This is a genomic window from Actinomadura formosensis NBRC 14204, from assembly GCF_001552155.1.
Taxonomy (GTDB): Bacteria; Actinomycetota; Actinomycetes; order Streptosporangiales; family Streptosporangiaceae; genus Spirillospora; species Spirillospora formosensis.
Window position 1 is genome coordinate 12,222 of record NZ_BCQQ01000045.1, and the last position, 17,499, is coordinate 29,720.

General features: G+C 69.6%; 8 protein-coding genes. 7 read left to right on the forward strand and 1 reads right to left on the reverse strand.

Going from position 1 to position 17,499, the window contains the following annotated elements:
• Positions 1–24 precede the first annotated feature (24 nt).
• The 7 genes from AF1_RS14405 to AF1_RS14435 are packed head-to-tail and all read left to right on the forward strand — an operon-like array spanning position 25 to position 15,349.
• Positions 25–5,451: a type I polyketide synthase gene (locus AF1_RS14405; protein ID WP_067798135.1), complete on the forward strand. Its 5,427-nt coding sequence runs from the start codon at positions 25–27 to the stop codon at positions 5,449–5,451.
• A gap of 20 nt (positions 5,452–5,471) precedes the next feature.
• Positions 5,472–10,145, forward strand: coding sequence for a non-ribosomal peptide synthetase (locus AF1_RS14410; protein ID WP_084262886.1), 4,674 nt, complete (start codon positions 5,472–5,474; stop codon positions 10,143–10,145).
• Between the two features lie 7 nt (positions 10,146–10,152).
• Positions 10,153–10,977, forward strand: a complete 825-nt coding sequence (locus tag AF1_RS14415) for a thioesterase II family protein (RefSeq protein ID WP_067798143.1) — start codon at positions 10,153–10,155, stop codon at positions 10,975–10,977.
• A gap of 16 nt (positions 10,978–10,993) precedes the next feature.
• A complete protein-coding gene (locus tag AF1_RS14420; protein WP_067798146.1) occupies positions 10,994–12,133 on the forward strand; it encodes an acyl-CoA dehydrogenase family protein in 1,140 nt (379 codons plus the stop codon).
• Between the two features lie 10 nt (positions 12,134–12,143).
• Positions 12,144–13,346 (forward strand): acyl-CoA dehydrogenase family protein, encoded by a 1,203-nt coding sequence (locus tag AF1_RS14425; RefSeq protein WP_067798149.1) that lies wholly within the window; start codon positions 12,144–12,146, stop codon positions 13,344–13,346.
• Positions 13,346–15,094, forward strand: a complete 1,749-nt coding sequence (locus AF1_RS14430) for a fatty acyl-AMP ligase (RefSeq protein WP_067798152.1) — start codon at positions 13,346–13,348, stop codon at positions 15,092–15,094. The genes AF1_RS14425 and AF1_RS14430 overlap by 1 nt, the downstream gene beginning before the upstream one ends.
• A gap of 24 nt (positions 15,095–15,118) precedes the next feature.
• Positions 15,119–15,349, forward strand: a complete 231-nt coding sequence (locus AF1_RS14435) for an acyl carrier protein (RefSeq protein ID WP_067798155.1) — start codon at positions 15,119–15,121, stop codon at positions 15,347–15,349.
• Positions 15,350–15,417: 68 nt separating this feature from the next.
• Here the strand turns inward: AF1_RS14435 and AF1_RS14440 are convergent, their stop codons facing one another.
• Positions 15,418–17,406 (reverse strand): carbamoyltransferase family protein, encoded by a 1,989-nt coding sequence (locus AF1_RS14440; RefSeq protein ID WP_067798158.1) that lies wholly within the window; start codon positions 17,404–17,406, stop codon positions 15,418–15,420.
• Between the last annotated feature and the right edge of the window lie 93 nt (positions 17,407–17,499).

Here is a 17,499-nt window from a genome sequence, read left to right on the forward strand (position 1 = left end):
GATCCAAACAGGAGTGCGTGTCGCATGGAGCCCATCGCGATCATTGGCATGGGGTGCCGGTTTCCCCGTGCCGACGGCCCCGACGAGTTCTGGAGGCTTCTGCTTGACGGGGTGGATGCGATCAGGGAAGTGCCGCCCGATCGTTGGAAGGCCGACGAACTCTACGATGCCGACCCCGCCGCTCCAGGAAAGATGATCACGCGCTGGGGCGGCTTCCTGGACGATGTCGACCGCTTCGACCGGGAGTTCTTCGGCATCTCACCGCGTGAGGCGAGCGCCATCGATCCGCAGCAGCGGCTGCTGCTGGAGGTCGCCTGGGAGGCGCTTGAGGACGCCGGCCAGGTGGTCACGGCGCTCGCCGGCACCGACACCGGAGTCTTCATCGGCATCAGCAGCTACGACTACGCCCTGCTGCAGGCGCCCCGCTTGGAAGGCATCGACGCGTACTGGGGCACGGGCGTCGCCCTCAGCGTGGCGGCCAACCGGATCTCGTACATGCTCGATCTGCGCGGCCCGAGCCTGGCCGTCGACACGGCCTGCTCGTCGTCCCTGGTGGCCCTGCACACCGCGTGCCAGAGCCTGTGGAGCGGGCAGTCGCAACTCGCGATCGCCGGGGGCGTGAACATGGTCCTGTCGCCCGCCTTCGGGATCAACCTGACGAAGGCCGGCGTCCTGGCCCCGGACGGACGCTGCAAGACGTTCGACGCCTCGGCTGACGGCTATGTCCGCGGTGAGGGCGCGGGCATCGTGGTGCTCAAGCCACTGGAGCGCGCGCTCGCCGACCACGACGAGATCCGGGCGGTGATCCGTGGCGGCGCGGTCGGGCAGGACGGGCGCACCAATGGGCTGATGGCGCCGAACGGGCGGTCACAGGAGGATCTGCTGCGCGCCGCGTACCGGCACAGCGGCGTCGCGCCGGGCGACGTCGGCTACGTCGAGGCGCACGGCACGGGGACGCTCCTCGGCGACATGATGGAGGCTCAGGCCCTGGGGCGCGTGACCGGGCGTGACCGCCCGCCTGAGCGGCCGTGCCTGGTCGGATCGGTCAAGTCGAACATCGGCCACCTGGAGGCCGCCGCCGGGATCGCGGGCGTGATCAAGACGGTGCTGATGCTCGAGCATCGTCAGATCCCCGCCAGCCTGCACGTCGAGAACCCCAATCCGCAGATCGACTTCGAGTCGCTGCGGCTGCGGGTTCCGCGTGCCGGCGAGCCGTGGCCCCGGCACGAGGGTCCGCTTCGGGCGGGTGTCAGCTCGTTCGGCTTCGCCGGGACCTGCGCCCATCTCGTGCTAGAGGAGGCCCCGCCCCGCCGCTCCGACGGCGGTCATGGCCGGCCGCACAAGGACGGAACCGTACTGCTCCCCCTCTCGGCCCGGAGCCCCGAATCGCTGCGGCAGGCGGCGGAACGATTCCTGGGCGTGCTCACGAGTGAGGGCGATGCCCGGCACGGCCTCGCCGACCTGGCCCATACCGCCGGCACCCGCCGCTCACACCATCGCCACCGCCTGGCGCTCATCTCCGGCTCCCGCGACGGGGCCGCGGACCAGCTGCGGGCCTTCCTGGCGGGTGAACCCAGTCCCGGCATGATCTCGGGCGACGCGGGCCGGCGCCGTCGCCGCCGGCTGGCCTTCGTCTGCTCAGGACAGGGACCGGTCTGGTGGCCGCTCAGTCCGGCGCTGCGCGAGGAGCCGGCGTTTCTCGCCACGCTGGAGGAGTGCGACCGCCTGGTCCGGGCCGAGGCCGGTTGGCCGCTGCTCGAGCAGCTCTGGGCCGATGAGCGGGCATCCCGCCTCGACGAGCCCGACTTCTGCCAGCCGGCGCTGTTCGCCGTTCAGGTCGCGCTGGCGAACCTGTGGCGGTCGCACGGCATCGCGCCGGATGCCGTGGTCGGCCACAGCATGGGAGAGGTGGCGGCGGCGCACCTGTCGGGCGCGCTCAGCCTGGAGGACGCCGTGCGCGTCATCTGCCGGCGCGGCCGGGTGATCCGCACCGTCTCGGGCCGGGGGCGGATGGCCGTCGTCGAACTCCACGCTGACGCCGTCCGGGATGAGTTGCGCGGCCTGGAGGACCGCGTTTCGGTGGCGGCGGTCAACGCTCCGACGTCGACCGTGATCTCCGGAGACGCGGACGCCGTCGAGGAGGTCACGGCCCGGCTGCAGGCGAGCGGGGTCTTCGTCCGAATTCTGCAGTCGGTGGACTTCGCGTCGCACAGCCCGCACATGGAACCCCTCATGGGCGACCTCGCCGGTGCCCTGTCCGGCCTGAGCCCGACGTCGCCGCGGCTGCCGATGTATTCGACGGTGACGGGCAAGCTGGTCGGCGGAGGCGCCCTCGACGGCGGGTACTGGGCCGAGAACATCCGGACCCCGGTGCTCTTCGCCGCGGCGGTCGACGGCCTCCTCGACGGCGGTCATGACGTGTTCGTCGAGCTGTCGCCGCACCCCGGACTGCTCCCCGCGATCGCCCAGAGCGCGCAAGCCGGGGGCCGGGAGACCGTGCTCGTGCCATCGCTGCGCCGCGACGAACCACCGCGCGACGTCATGCTGACGTCGCTCGGCGCGCTGTACGCCATCGGCTTCGAGCCTGAGTGGACCGCGCTGCATCCCGAGCCTCGGCGCCCGGTGCGGCTGCCGGGCTACCCCTGGCAGCGCGAGCGCTGCTGGCTGCCCTCGCCGGGTGCCCTGCCGTACCTCCCCGGCCAGGCCGACGGCCACCCCCTGCTCGGGCGCCACCTGCAGCTCGCCGGCGCGGCGGGGAGCCATGTCTGGGAGAGCGCCGTCAACGTGGAGGCCCAAGCCGTCCTCGACGACCACCGGGTCCAGGGCGTCGCCGTATTCCCTGGCGCCGCCTGGCTCGAGATGGCGCGGACGGCGGCGGCACAGGTGTTCGGCGGGAGTTCCGGTGTTCTCACGGCGGTCGAGTTCCCACGCATGCTCGCGCTGGACGACGCCGACACGGCCACGATCCAGCTGAGGGTGTCCGCCGCGGACGGCGGTGGTGCGAGCGTGCGCGCGTACGCACGTCCAGCGGACGACTCCGGCCGCCGGCCGGAGTGGACGCTGCACATGACCGGGACCATCGAGCCCGGAGCACCGGCCGAAGCGGATCTTCCGGCACTGGACCTGGACGCCGTCCGCGCGCGCTGCCCGAACTCGATCGCACCCGCCGGCTTCTATCGGGACCTGGAAGCGCGGGGGCTCGAGTACGGCCCGGCGTTCCAGGCGGTCGAACAGCTTTGGCAGGGGGAGCGAGAGGCGCTTGTCGCTGTCGTCCCGCCGGCCAAGGTGGCGCCCGAGACCGGTTCCTATGGCATCCATCCGGTGTTCCTTGACGCCGCTCTTCAGGCCCTGGCCGCCGCCTTCCAAGGCGATACCGATGCCGACGACCGGCGCCCTCATGTCCCTCTCGCGATCGAACGAATGGTCGTGCGGCCTCCGGGGACGGGCAAGCAGGATCGCCTCTGGGCCCATGCCCGCATCCGCTCGGGAAGCGAATCCGTTCCGGCCGGCCTGGTCGGGGACGTCCGGCTGGCCGACGCCGACGGAACGACCGTTGCCGTCCTTGAGGGCGTCCATGTCAGGCGGCTCGACGGTGACGCGTGGATGCCCGCGTCGATGGCGCTCGATCGCGCACTCTACGAAGTGCGGTGGCAGCGCCGGGGGCGTGGCGCCCCCCGGCGAGCGAGCCGGCCCGGCGGTGGCTGGCTGATCTTCGCCGACGGCCGCGGTGTGGGGACGGCTCTGGCGGCGTGTCTCACCGAGGACGGCGAGCGAGCCGTCCTGGTGATCGCCGGAGACGGTTATGACGACTCGGACCCCGACCGGCTCGTGATCCGCCCCGATCATGGCGACGAGACGCGCCGAGCGGTCGGTGCGGCGCGGGAGCGGATGGGCGGGCTGAGGGGTGTCGCGCACCTCTGGAGCCTGGACGCCGCGTCGCTCCGCGACGCGCAACAGCGGGGCGTCGTCACCGTGCTGCACCTGGTCCAAGCGCTCGCAGAAGGCGCGACGGCGGATTCGGACACCCGTCTTTGGCTCCTGACCAGCGGCGTCCACGGCGTGGACGGCTCGTCCCCGGTGTCGGTGACTCACGCGCCCATCTGGGGGCTCGGCAGGGTGGCCGCGCTCGAACACCCCGAGCTGCGGCCCACCCTGGTGGACCTCGATCCCTCCCCGGATCCGGCGGCCGCGCGGTGGATCGCCGACGAGCTACGGGCTGACGACGCGGACACCCAGGTGGCGGTCCGGGACGGAGTGCGGCACGTGGCGCGGCTGGTTCGCCGGGCATCACCGCGCACCGCACCCACCGATGTCGTGCGCCGGGACGCGACCTACCTCGTCACCGGCGGCCTCGGCGCGCTGGGACTGCTGGTGGGACGCTGGCTGGTCGAGCACGGTGCGCGCCACCTCGTGCTCGTCGGCCGCGGGGATCCCGATGACGGTGCCGGCCGGGAACTGCGGTCGCTGCGCGATGCGGGCGCCGAGGTCCGCGTGGCGCGTGCCGACGTGAGCGATGAGCAGGCCCTTGCGCGGGTCCTCGCCGACGCGGCGACGTCCATGCCGCCCATCCGCGGCGTCGTGCACGCGGCCGGCGTCCTCGACGACGCCACCCTCGCCACCCTCGACCCGGCGCGTCTGCTGGCCGTCCTCGAACCGAAGGTCGCCGGGGCGTGGAACCTGCACAATCTGACGGCCGGCCTGCCCCTGGACCTCTTCGTGATGTTCTCTTCGCTCGCGGGGGTGCTCGGGTCGCCGGGGCAGGGAAACTACGCGGCGGCCAACGCGTTCCTCGACGCACTCGCCTCGTTGCGGGCCTCGCAGGGCCGGCCGGCTCTGAGCATCGCCTGGGGATCGTGGGAGAACACGGGGCTGTCGGTACGGCGTGAGGGCGTCGGCCGGTTCGTCGAACGCGCCGGGATCAGGGGCATCGCGCCGTCCAGCGGCGCTGGTTGGCTGGGGCTGCTGTTCGGCATCGAGGCGGCGCAGGTCGCCGTCGGGTTGGTCGATTGGCGGCGCTGGGCCGAGGCGGCGGGATCCCCGCTGATCTCCGAGCTCGCGGCCGGCGCCGGGCCGGCGCCGTCGGCCGCCGAAACGCCCGCACGCCCTAGCGGCCTCACCGCCGATGATCTGTTCGCCGCCGATCCGGCGGATCGTCAAGGGCTGCTCGAGTCGTACCTGCACGGCGCGATCGCGCGAGCGCTCGAAATGAAGCCGGAGCAACTGGACGCCGACCAGCCGCTCAACGAGGTCGGTCTGGACTCCCTGGTCGGGGTCGGCATGAAAAGCCAGGTCGAAGTGGAACTCGGCATATCGCTGCCGCTGGCCGCCGCGCTCGAGGGCTCCAGCGTGCGGCAGCTCGCCGCGCAGATGCTGGCCGGCGCCACGACCGGCACCGCGCCACCGCGGGATGACGGCTCGGAAGAGTCCTGGGAAGAGTTCGAAGTTCTGTGAAGTCACCTGGAGGCAAAGCAATGGGAACCGCGCAGGAGTTGATTGCGAACCTCTCACGACGGGGCGTGACCCTCTGGGCCGACGGGGAGGAACTCCGCGTTCGCGCCCCCAGGAACGCCCTCACGGACGAGCTGCGCAGTGCGCTGAGGGAACACAAGGACGAGATACTCACCACGCTCCGTGAGCGCGCGTCGGAACGGCCGACGGCCATCCCGAAGATCGTCCCGGCGCCCGAGGAGCTGCACGAGCCGTTCCCGCTCACGGACATGCAGCAGGCCATCTGGGCCGGCGGACGCGACGCGTTCGAGATCGGCAACCTCGCGGGCAACGGCTACGCCGAGATCGACACGGTCGCACTCGGCCTGGACCGCTTCGTGGACGTCTGGCGCCGCCTGATCCAGCGGCACGCCATGATGCGCGCCATCGTGCTTCCGGACGGGCGGAACCAGATCCTGCCGGAGGTGCCGGACTACGAGATCGAGGTGCTCGACCTGCGCGGCCGGCCGGCCGGCGAGGTGACGGCGCGGCTCGAGGAGTTCCGCCAGGAGATGCCGGGGGAGATGTTCGCCCGGGACACCTGGCCGCTGTTCCGGATGCGCGCGACCCTGCTGGACGGCGACCGTACGCGCCTCCACTTCGGCTTCAGCCTCCTCGTCGCCGACTCGCTGAGCCTGATGCAGATCCTGCGGGAGCTCTCGCTGCTCAACAGCGGTGCGGAGCTGCCGCCGCTCGCGCTGACGACCCGGGACTACGTCGTCGCCAAGACGAATCTGAAGGGGACGCCCATCTACGAACGGGCGCTCGACTACTGGCGGCGCCGGCTGCCGACGCTTCCCCCGCCGCCCGAGCTGCCGATCCAGGTCGCACGCGCCGACGGCCCTCCCGTGTCGAAGGCGCTGACCGTCCGGATCCTCGAACCCGAGTCCTGGACGCGGTTCAAGACGCGGGTACAGGAGGCCGGCCTGATGCCGGGCGCCGCGCTGCTGACCGCCTTCTGCGACGTCGCCGCGCTCTGGAGCAAGACCGAGGAGTTCAGCATCAACGCGCCGTTCTGGGACCGGCTGCCGGTGCACGAGGACGTCGGCTCGATCGTCGGCAGCTTCGCCCTGCCGAACCACCTCCGCGTGCTGGCGTCTCCCGGATCCACCTTCCTGGAGCGCGCCCGGCGCCTGCAGCGGCAGCTCATCGAGGACCTGGAGCACTGCCGCTACGTCAGCGGAGTCCAGGTGATGCGCGAGCTGGCGAAGGCATACGGCGGGACCCCCCGCCGGAACACCTACGTCGTGTTCAACAGCGTCGAGATGAGCAGCGTCGAGATGTCGGGGATCGGCGAGCTCGGCTACACCGTCAGCCAGACCCCGCAGGTGTACCTGGAGGTCCGCAGCGCCGTGCGCAAGGGTGGGCTGGAGTTCACCTGGGACGTCCTGGACTCGGTGTTCCCGCCCGGGCTCGCCCAGGACATGCTGGACGCCTTCGTGCGGCATGTGCGCAGGCTCGCCGAGGTGCCGGGCAGCTGGGACGAGCGGAGCCGCCGGCACATCGTGCCCGAGGCCCACCGGGCACGGCAGGCCGAGGTGAACTCCACGGCGGCGCCGGTACCCGCCGGACTCCTGCACGGCCCGTTCGTGACACGGGCGGCGGACCGGCCGGACCGGCCGGCGGTCGTGTCGACGACCAGAACGATCACCTACGGGGAACTCGACCGGCACGCGACCCGTCTCGGCCGCTGGTTGCGCGATCAGGGCGTCCGGCCCAACACGCTGGTGGGCGTGGTGATGGACAAGGGCTGGGCGCAGGTGCCGGCCGTGCTCGGCGTGCTCAAGTCGGGGGCGGCGTACCTGCCGCTCGACGCATCGCTGCCGCGCGAACGGCTGCATCGCATCCTGAAGGCCGCCGAGGTCGGGATCGTGCTCACGCAGGAGGGCGCCCGCAAGCGCATCGAATGGCCCGAGAACATCCGGTGCCTGCCCGTCGACAGCGAGCCCCTCGAGGACATTTCCGAGGAGCCGCTCGCGCCGGTCCAGCGCGAGGACGACCTGGCGTATGTGATCTACACCTCGGGCTCGACGGGCGTGCCGAAGGGCGTGATGATCTCTCATCGGAGCGCGCTCAACACGATCCTCGACGTCAACCGGCGGTTCGAGGTCGGTCCCGGCGACGGCGTGTTCGGCCTGTCCTCGCTGAGCTTCGACCTCTCGGTCTACGACGTGTTCGGGACGCTCGCGGCCGGTGGGCGCCTCGTGCTGCCCGACGAGTCCGGGCTGCGCGACCCGGCCCACTGGCTCGACATGATCCGGCAGGGCGGCGTCACGATCTGGAACTCCGTGCCCGGCTTCATGGGCTTGCTGGTCCAGTACGCCGAAGGCGTCCGGGCGGACATTCCCGCCTCGCTCCGGCTGGCCCTGCTCAGCGGCGACTGGATCCCCGTCGCCCTTCCCGGCCGCCTGCGGCGGCTGGTCCCCGGCGTGCGCGTGATCAGCCTCGGCGGCGCGACCGAGGCCTCGATCTGGTCGATCACGCACGAGATCGACCGGGTGGATCCGGCCTGGACCAGCATCCCCTACGGCAAGCCGATGGCCAACCAGCGGGTCCACGTCCTCGACCGCGAACTCGACGTGCGTCCGACGTGGGTGCCGGGCGGCCTGTACATAGGCGGCATGGGAGTGGCCGACGGCTACTGGCATGACAAGGAGACAACGGATGCCGCCTTCATCGTCCATCCGGAGAGCGGCGAGCGCCTGTACCGGACCGGTGACATCGGACGCCGTCTCCCCGACGGCAGCATCGAAATACTGGGCAGGGAGGATTTCCAGGTGAAGATCGGCGGCTACCGAATCGAACTCGGCGAAATCGAGAGCACCATACGAGAGCACCCGGCGGTGCGCGAGGCGGTCGTCCTGGCCGTGGACGGCGAGGGCGGCGGCAAGCGGCTGGTGGCGTACGTGGTCGCGGACGGCGGGACACCGCCGGAGACGGGCGAGCTGCGGACGTTCATCCGCGACAAGCTGCCCGAGTACATGGTTCCCAAGACGGTGATCCTGCGCGACAGGCTGCCGCTCACGGCCAACGGCAAGGTCGACCGCAAGGCCCTGGCCGAGTCCGACATCCCCGAGCTCGACGCCGCCCCTCGGCTGGCCGCGCCGCGCACGCAGCTGGAAGCGCAGCTGTGCGAGCACTGGCGCGACGTGCTGGGGATCGAGGAAGTGGGCATCTACGACAGCTTCTTCGACCTCAGCGACGACTCGCTGCAGGCCGTGAACCTCGTGTCGAAGATATCCGACACGGTCGGCAAGCAGCTCGGGGTGCGCTTCCTGTTCGCCCACCCCACCATCGCCGAGCTTTCGGCCGTGCTCGGCAAGCCGGACGCCGAAGACCGGGCAACGGATGGGCGGGCAGGTGGCCCGTCGGGCAACGGCGAGGTCAAAGGCAGTGTCACCACCGAACGGCGCGACCTGCTGACGCTGTACGCGAGCGGCAAGATCCCGCAGGTGGACGGTGCGGGCGTGCTGGCCACGCCGGCGGGTCTGTTCGAGCGGGCGGGCATCAACCCCGGCGACGTCGCGCACAGGCTCATGGCCATGGACACCCCCCATCTGTGCGGCATCATCGACACCAACCTGGGCCGCATCGCCACGATCATGATTCCGCGCCTCGACACGGCGGAGCTGTACCTGAACCGGGAAAGGCTGGTCGAGACGATCGTCGGCGGGATCGAGATGGGGGCCCGGCTCGGGGCGAAGAACATCTCCCTCAGCGGACTGCTGGTGACGGCGACGGACTACGGCCGCGGTGTCGCGGACGCCATCAAGGACCGTACGGATCTTCCTCCGGTCACCAGCGGCCACGACACCACCTCCGCGGCGGTGCTGCTGAATGTGGAGAACATGCTGGGCATGTCCGGGCGCAGCATGGAGAACGAGGTGATGGGCATCCTCGGGGTCGGTTCGGTGGGCAAGGCGTCCATGCATCTGCTGCTGACGCACCTGCCGCACCCGCGCAAGCTCATCCTGTGCGACCCCTACGCCGCGACGAGCGACAGCCCCAGAGGCCCTGCGGCGGGGCTCCCCAGCCGGCTCAAGAAGGCCGCCGACGAGGTGCGCGACGTGATCGGCTACACGGGCGAGATCCAGATCATCGGCGGGACGTCCAGGTTGCCGGAGGAGTTCTACGAGGCGACCGTCATCAGCGCGGACACCAACGCGCCCGACATCGTCGATGTGGCCAAGCTCAGGCCCGGCGCCATGCTGGTCGACGACTCGATTCCGCCCTGCTACGACCGGGACGCCGCGATGGCCAGGATCGAGGAGAAGGGCGACCTGCTGTTCGGCCAGGGCGACGTGATCGAGGGCGCCGCGCCGATGCACAAGATATTCGGCTGGCCGCCGATGATGTACGAGCTGGCCGGTGAAGAGGGCGTCGACTGGTTCGCGGCCAACACCCCGGACGCTTTCAGCACGACGCAGATCACCAGTTCCGTCCTGTCCAACGTGCTCGTCGCACAGGAGGGCATAGGGCCGGTGACGGGGCCGTCCCAGCCGGAGCGGGCCTCTGGGCACCTGGAGGTCCTGCGCCGGAACGGCTACGTGGGCGGACCCCCGCAGTGCGACGGCGTGATGATTCCCGAGGAGTCGATCGCCCGCTTCGTCGAGCAGTTCGGCGGGGCCGGCAAGCCGAATGCCAAGGCGACGTCCTAGGACTCCCATGCGGGAGCCACAGGAGCGGACCGGTCAGGCTCGCGATCCGGGTCGGCGGGCCCACCTCGCGAGCCGACCGGACCCCCGGAAATGGATTCAGTGTCCGCGCCCGAATCCGGACGCGAGCCTGCGCCTCGTCTGCCTGCCCTACTCCGGTGGCCGGGCGTCCGTCTTCAAGTGGCTGGCGGCGGAACTTCCCGGCGACGTCGAGTTGTGCGCCATCGAGTTCCCCGGCCACGGCCGTCGGCTCGGCGAGGCGCCGATGACCCGCCTGCGGCCGCTCGTCGAACAGCTCGCGGACGTCATCGCCGAGCGGATTCGTCCGCCGTTCGTGCTGCTCGGATACAGCGTCGGGGCGCTGATCGCCTTCGAGACCGCCCGCGAGTTCATCCGGCGGGGCGGACCCGGGCCGAACGCGCTGTTCGTCGCCGCGGCCAGAGCTCCGCACCTGCGGTCGACACGCCCCCCGCTGCACGAACTGTCCCGAGCCGAGCTGGTCGAAGGGCTCCATCGCCTGGCCGGCCGGCACAACGAACTGCTCGACAACGAGGAACTCGTCGATGTGATGCTGCCCGTTCTCCGCGCGGATCTGGGCCTCGACGAGACCTACGCCCGCGAGCCGGGAAGCCCGCTCGACTGCCCGATCGCGGCCTTTGGCGGCAGCGAGGACTGGACCGTGTCGCGCCCCGGTCTGGAGGCGTGGCGCGAGCACACCACCGGCGATTTCTCGGCCACCACTCTGCCGGGTGGCCACTTCTTCCTTGACTCGTCACAGGGCCTGTTCGCCGAGGCCCTGACCGCCGAGATCAAGCGCCTTGACGAGATGATCTGAAAGGGGGCTTGCCAGCATGGGGGCAGGGCTCGTGACGGCGCCGGACGACTGGCTGACCTCCCTGCGCAAGGGCTTGGAGGAGGACATCAGGCCGCTCGGCGACCGCTACACCGACGACCGGCTGCCGCTCGACATGCTGCCGGAGATCGTGAAGACGCTGCGCGGGCATGGCTATCCGATGGAAGATCCGCCGGACGAGGTGACCTTCGCCCTGGCGAGCGAGGAGCTGGCCAGGGTGTTCCCCTCGCTCGAAGGCTGCCTGATGATCTCGTACGCCTGCGCGCGCTACATCATGGCGGCGGGCCCGCCGGACCTGAGGGAACGGGCGGCACCGGGGCTGCTGCGCGGCGAGCGGATCGGCTGCCTGGCGTCCACCGAGCCGAATCACGGGTCGAACAACGCGGCGGTCGAGACCCGGGCGGTTCCGCGCGGCGACGAGTACGTCATCAACGGGCGGAAGCGCTGGATCTCGAATGGCGACATATCCGACTACGCGATTGTGCTGTGCCGGGTCGTCGCGGACAACGGGCAGGAGGAGATCAGGCCGGTCATCGTCGAGCGCGAACGGTCGCCCTACCAGACCAGGGACCTGCCCAAGCTCGGGCTCACGGCCTTCGTGACCTCCGAGATGATCTTCGAGGATTGCCGCGTCCCACGGGAGAACTGCATAGGTCCGGCAGGCGCACTCAAGAATTTGCGGCTTGTCTTCAGGACACTGCAATGGGCGCGCTGCCGGATGGCGGTCGTATCCCTCGGAATCGCCCGGGCGGCGCTGGAGGAATCGGTGGCCTATGCGAGGAAGCGCCGTCAGTTCGGCCGGCTGATCGGGGAATTCCAGCTCATCCAGGACAAGATCTGCAACATGGCCACCGAGATCGATGCCTCACGCCTCCTCATTCACCGCGCGCTGACCTCGATCGAGGAGAACCGGCGCTCTGACCGGGAGGCGTCCATGGCCAAGGCGTACGCGACCGAGATGGCGGTGCGGGTGACATCGGAGGCGATCCAGATCCATGGCGCCAACGGCCTGTCCCCGGACTACCCGCTCGAACGCCACTTCCGGGATGCCCGGGCGCTGACGATCGCAGAGGGGACGACCGAAATACACAAACTGGTGGTGGCCCGGTCGATCTTGGGGCTCTCCGCATTCCAGTAAGGGGTACGTCATGGAAGCTTCGCCCGGCAGGGGCCGACCCGCCGAGTTCCTGGATGAAGAAGAATCACTGCGTGACACCGTCCGCAAGTGGGCAGAGGAGAAGCTCCGGCCGCGGGTGGAGCAGATGGACCGCGACGCCCGCATGCCGCGCGACCTGATAGACGAACTCTTCGCACTCGGCCTTATGGGCATCCAGATCCCGGAGCGCTACGACGGCGGCGGCGGTTCGATCTTCATGAGCGCGCTGACCATCGCCGAAATCGCGAGGGTCGATCCATCGGTGGCGGTCTGTGTCGACGTACAGAACGCGCTGGTCAATACGGCGCTCATCCGCTGGGGCAGTCCCGCGCAGCAGGAGCGGTACCTCCCGCGGCTGGCGCGTGACCTCGTCGGCGCTTATGCGCTGACCGAGCCCGAGTCCGGCAGCGATGCCTTCGCCCTGCGATCACGGGCACGTCGCGACGGCAACGACTACGTGCTGGAAGGACGAAAGGTCTGGACCACCAACGCACGGGAGGCCGGCGTCTTCGTCGTGTTCGCCAATGCCGCGCCCGAGCACGGTGTGTTCGGCATCACGGCCTTCCTGGTGCCGCGGGACACACCCGGGCTGGTCGTCGGGCCCAACGAGGGGAAGCTCGGGATCCGGGCGAGTTCCACATGCGAACTCCAATTCGACGACGTGCGCGTCCCTCAGGACCACAGGCTGGGAGAGGAGGGAGAGGGCTACGACATCGCCATCGACACGCTCAACATCGGCCGCATCGGCATAGGCGCGCAGATGGTGGGTCTGGCCACCGGCGCCCTCGACGCGGCTGTCGCGTACGCCGGACAGCGCCGGCAGTTCGGTCAGCCCGTCGCCGCCTTCCAGGGCGTGCAGCTTCCCCTTGCGCAGGTGGCGACGGAGATCGAGGCGGCGCGCCTGCTGGTGTACGACGCGGCGCGCCTCGCCGACGGCGGCGGCCACGTTCCCGAGCTCCTGTCGCGGTGCGCGATGGCGAAGTACTTCGCTTCGCAGGTGGCCGGGCGGGCGGCGTCGCAGGCGGTCCAAACCTTCGGGGGCAACGGGTTCAGCAACGCCTATCCCGTTGAGAAGTTCTACCGGGACGCGGTGATCGGCCAGATCTACGAGGGAACATCGAACATCCTGCTGCGTACCATCGCCGGCCAGATTCTCGACACTCGCCGCCCCCGCACCGCGGGAGGAAGCCGATAGTGAGCGTCATCTCGGAAACCGCCTGGACCGGACGGGCCGGCGGGGTTCCCGCGGCCGTCCGGCGGCGCGCCGAATCCGATCCCGAGCAGATCGCGATGACGTTCGTCGACTACTCCACCGAGCCGCAAGGACGAACCCGAGACCTGACCTACGGGGAACTGGACGTGCGGGTCCGCGCCGTCGGCGCCCGACTCCGGCGGATCACCCGTCCTGGCGCGCGGGCCGCGATCCTCTGCCCGACCGGCGTGGACTTCGTCGTCGGGTTCGTCGCCTGCCTCTACTCCGGGGTGATCGCGGTGCCGCTGTCCGCGCCGGCCTCGTACCGCCACAACGACCGGATGGCGCTGGCGATGGACGACTGTGGCTGCGAGGTGGCGATCACGCCGCGGCCGGTTCGCGAAACGGTGGCCGAGATTCCCCTGTCCGCACCGGTACGGATCATCTGCCCGGACGAGGCCGAACTTGACCCGGCGGCGCCGTGGGCTCCGGTACGTCCCCAGCCCGGGGCGACGGCCTATCTCCAGTACACGTCCGGTTCGACGAGGCGTCCCGCGGGCGTCCGGGTGACTCACCGGAACATGGCCGCGGCAGCGAGCCAGAGCGTCACCGGTCTGCGCCTCGACGAGCACTCCACGATCGTGAGCTGGAGCCCGTTCTTTCACGACCTGGGTCTTGTCTTCGGGGTGATCCTGCCGCTGGCGATCGGGTTCCCGGTCGTTCACATGACACCCCTTGCGTTCGTGCGGGAGCCACGACGCTGGCTGCGGCTGCTGAGCGACCACGCGGCGACGCACATGCTGTGCCCTGACTTCGGGTTCGACATGTGCGTGGATCGGATCCCCGTGGAGGAGCGTGCCGGGCTGGACCTGTCTCGGCTGTTCTACGCCGGCAACGGTGCCGAGCCGGTGCGGGCACGTTCGCTGGCCCGCTTCACCGAAGCCTTCGCGCCGTGTGGTTTCCGGGCTTCCGCCCACACTCCCGTCTACGGCCTGGCGGAAGCGACGTTCATAGTGACCGCCGTCCGTGTGGACCGGGAGCCGCCTGTCTGCTCGTTCGACCGCGCCGAGTTGAACGCCGGCCGGGTCCGGCGGGTCGAGGACGGAGACCCGCGGGGGCTCACCCTGGTGGGCTGTGGGAGCCCCGTGGGCCAGGACGTCCGGATCGTGGACGCGGCGACCGGACGGCAGGCGGGACCGGAGGACGTCGGCGAGATCTGGGTGCGCGGCGAAAACGTCTGCGCCGGCTATTGGGCACAGGACGAGCACGCGGAAGAAGTCTTCGACGCGGTTCTCAACGGAGACGAAGGCTGGCTGCGCACAGGGGATCTCGGCTTCGTCCACGGTGATTCGCTGTTCATCGCGGGTCGGCGTAAGGACCTCATCATCATCGACGGCCGCAACCATTATCCGACCGATATCGAGTTGACCGTCGAAGAAGAGGTTCCGGCGGTGAGGTCTGGCAACGTCGTCGCGTTCTCGGTTGACACCGGCGAGAAAGAGCAGATCGTGATCGTCGCAGAGATACGGCGGGACGAGAACGCGGATCTCGGCAAGCTGCGAGCCAAGGTACGCCGAGCTGTCGCAGCGCACCACGACGTGTATGTCCACGAGGTCGTCTTCCTGCGCCACGGCACCATGCCGAAGACGTCAAGCGGAAAACTGCAACGCCGTAACTGCCGCGACCGGTACCAGCGCGGCACATTGATCGTCCTCGGTGATGGTTCTGGTTCGTCGGAGGGCACCGGGTAACGGGGGCACGGGAAGGGAGCCAAGGTGAACGAGGAGCTCAAGCGGATTCTGGTGGACGAGCTCAAGCTGGAGGAAGCGGCCTTGCGTCCCGATATCAGCTTGGAGAACGCGGGCTTCGACTCGCTCACGATAGTAGAGCTGTCCATGAGCCTGTTCGAGCGGTTCGGTCTGGCGATCAGCGAGGAGGATCTCCAGTCCGCTGCCAGCGTCGGCGAGATCGACCGGATGGTCGAGCAGCGGCGCAACAACGGCTGAGCTCATCGGCAGGCACGGGGATGGCCTCCCGTTCCGGGACGGGAGGCCATCGGCCGCCGTGGGTCAGGTCACTCGGGCCGCAGCAGGAAGAACCTGCCCTGCCAAAGCCGGTACAGTTCGCCCCTGATGTCCGCGTCGAGGCCGCCCACCGCCTCCGCGAGCGATGCCAGGGAGCGCACGCCGTCCGCGGCCTCCAGGACGGCGAAGGCGTCGGCGGATATCTCCGTTCTGGCGCCGAACGGAACGTCCATGAAGATTTCGTAGACCACATCCCGCTTCCGGGAGACCGTGTTCCTGACTCGCTTGACGAGCCGGGCCACCGGCCGGAACTCGGGAATCAGGTCGTCGAACGCGGGTTCCCAGTCCTGCCGCCGGCCGACCAGGAAGTCCTCGACGGCCAGGAAGTCGATTCCGGTGGTCAGGAAGCAGGTCAGCGCGTCGCGCACGTCCTGCACGATCGGCTCGGCATTGTTGTTGAACGAGGTGTTGAGCAGCACCGGCGTCCCGGTCAGCTCACCGAACATGCGGACCAGGCGGTGGAACCGGGGGCTGGCGTCCGGGTCGACGATCTGCAGCCGCGCGCTGCCGTCGATGTGGGTGACCGCACCGAGTTCCGCCCGCCGGCTCTCGCGCACGTCCACCACGAAGGACATGAATTCGTAGTTGGCTTTCGTCTGTGCCGGTAGGTCGAAGTATTCCGCCGCCGCCTCTTGGGTCACCACTGGGGCGAAGGGGCGATAGGCCTCGCGCTTCTTCACCATGGAGTTGATTCGCTGCTTGTTCTCGGCCGGCCGCGGGTCGGCGAGAATGCTGCGGTTGCCGAGCGCCCGGGGCCCGTACTCGGAGCGTCCCTGTGCCCAGCCCAGTACGGATCCGCCGGCGAGCAGCCGCGCGCTCTCCGCGACGATGTCCGTGGGCTGTGAGTACTCGATGAGCCCGCCCCAGGCCGCCAGCTGCTTCTCGATCTCGTTCGCGGTACCGAGCCCGGGACCCACACTGGCGGACCGCAGGCGCGGCTGCGACCGGGACGGCCCGAGCAGCTGGGCGGCCCCGAGCGCGGCGCCCTCGGCCGCGCCGGCGTCATGCGATACGGGATGGACGAAGATCTCCTCGAACCTTCCCGACCGGAGCAGCAGGCCGTTGAGGCTGCTGTTGTGCGCGACCCCGCCCACGAAGCACAGGCGGGCCAGCCCGGTGTGTTCCGCCCAGTGGCACATCACGTGCATCGCGAGTTCCTCCAGGGCGTGCTGGAGGCCGGCGGCGAAATCACGGTGCTGCCGGGTGAACTCCTGGCCTTCTCGGCGCGGCAGGAAGCCGTTCAGCAGGAAGACGTTGGGGTCCGTGTGCAGGTCGAAATCGCCGCTGTCCCGCAGTGTGTACATCGAGCTGAAGAGGTCGCGGTAGGTGGCGGGGTCGCCGTACGGCGCCAGGCCCATGACCTTGTACTCGTCACCGAGCCGGTAACCGAGCAGCTTGATGTGGTTTTCGTAGAATCTTCCGAGCGACTGCTCAAGGTTGTAGGTCGCGAGCCTTTCGAGCCGCTCGTTCTGCCCTCGGAATATCGTGGTCGAATGTAGTTCTCCGCGAAAGTCCATGACCACGACCAGTGCCTCTTTCATGCCCGACCTGATGAAGGAGGACATGGCGTGGCAGACGTGATGCTCGCTGTACAGAAGCCGGTCGGACGGCACTTCGATGCCGAGCTCGCCCGACAGGTGGCCGGTGATGAGCTCGCGAGAGCTGCGCAGCGGAAGCCGCGGGTTCTCGGCGTACACATTGCCGAGTGCGATGTCCAGGAAGTCTTCCCGTACGTAGTGCCCCACGGCATCGAGCTGGGACGGCTTGACCCCGGCGGTGGCAAGGCACGCGCGAATCGCATTTATCGGGAATTTGGTCGTCTTCTTGACCCGGTTGAGCCGTTCCTCCTCGACGGCGGCCACCAGCTCGCCGTCCCTGATCAGGCATGCCGCGGCGTCATGGGCGTATCCGTAGCCCAGGTTGGGGGCCAGCTCGATGTCTGGGGGAGAAAAGTGCCCGGCCAGGCCCAGTACGAGCATGTGGAGCTCCTATTTTTCCTTGAGGGTGTCCATCGTCGAGGGGGCGTGGGACGGTAGTCGCGATATTGAACCCACGAATAACGTTCCGAGACC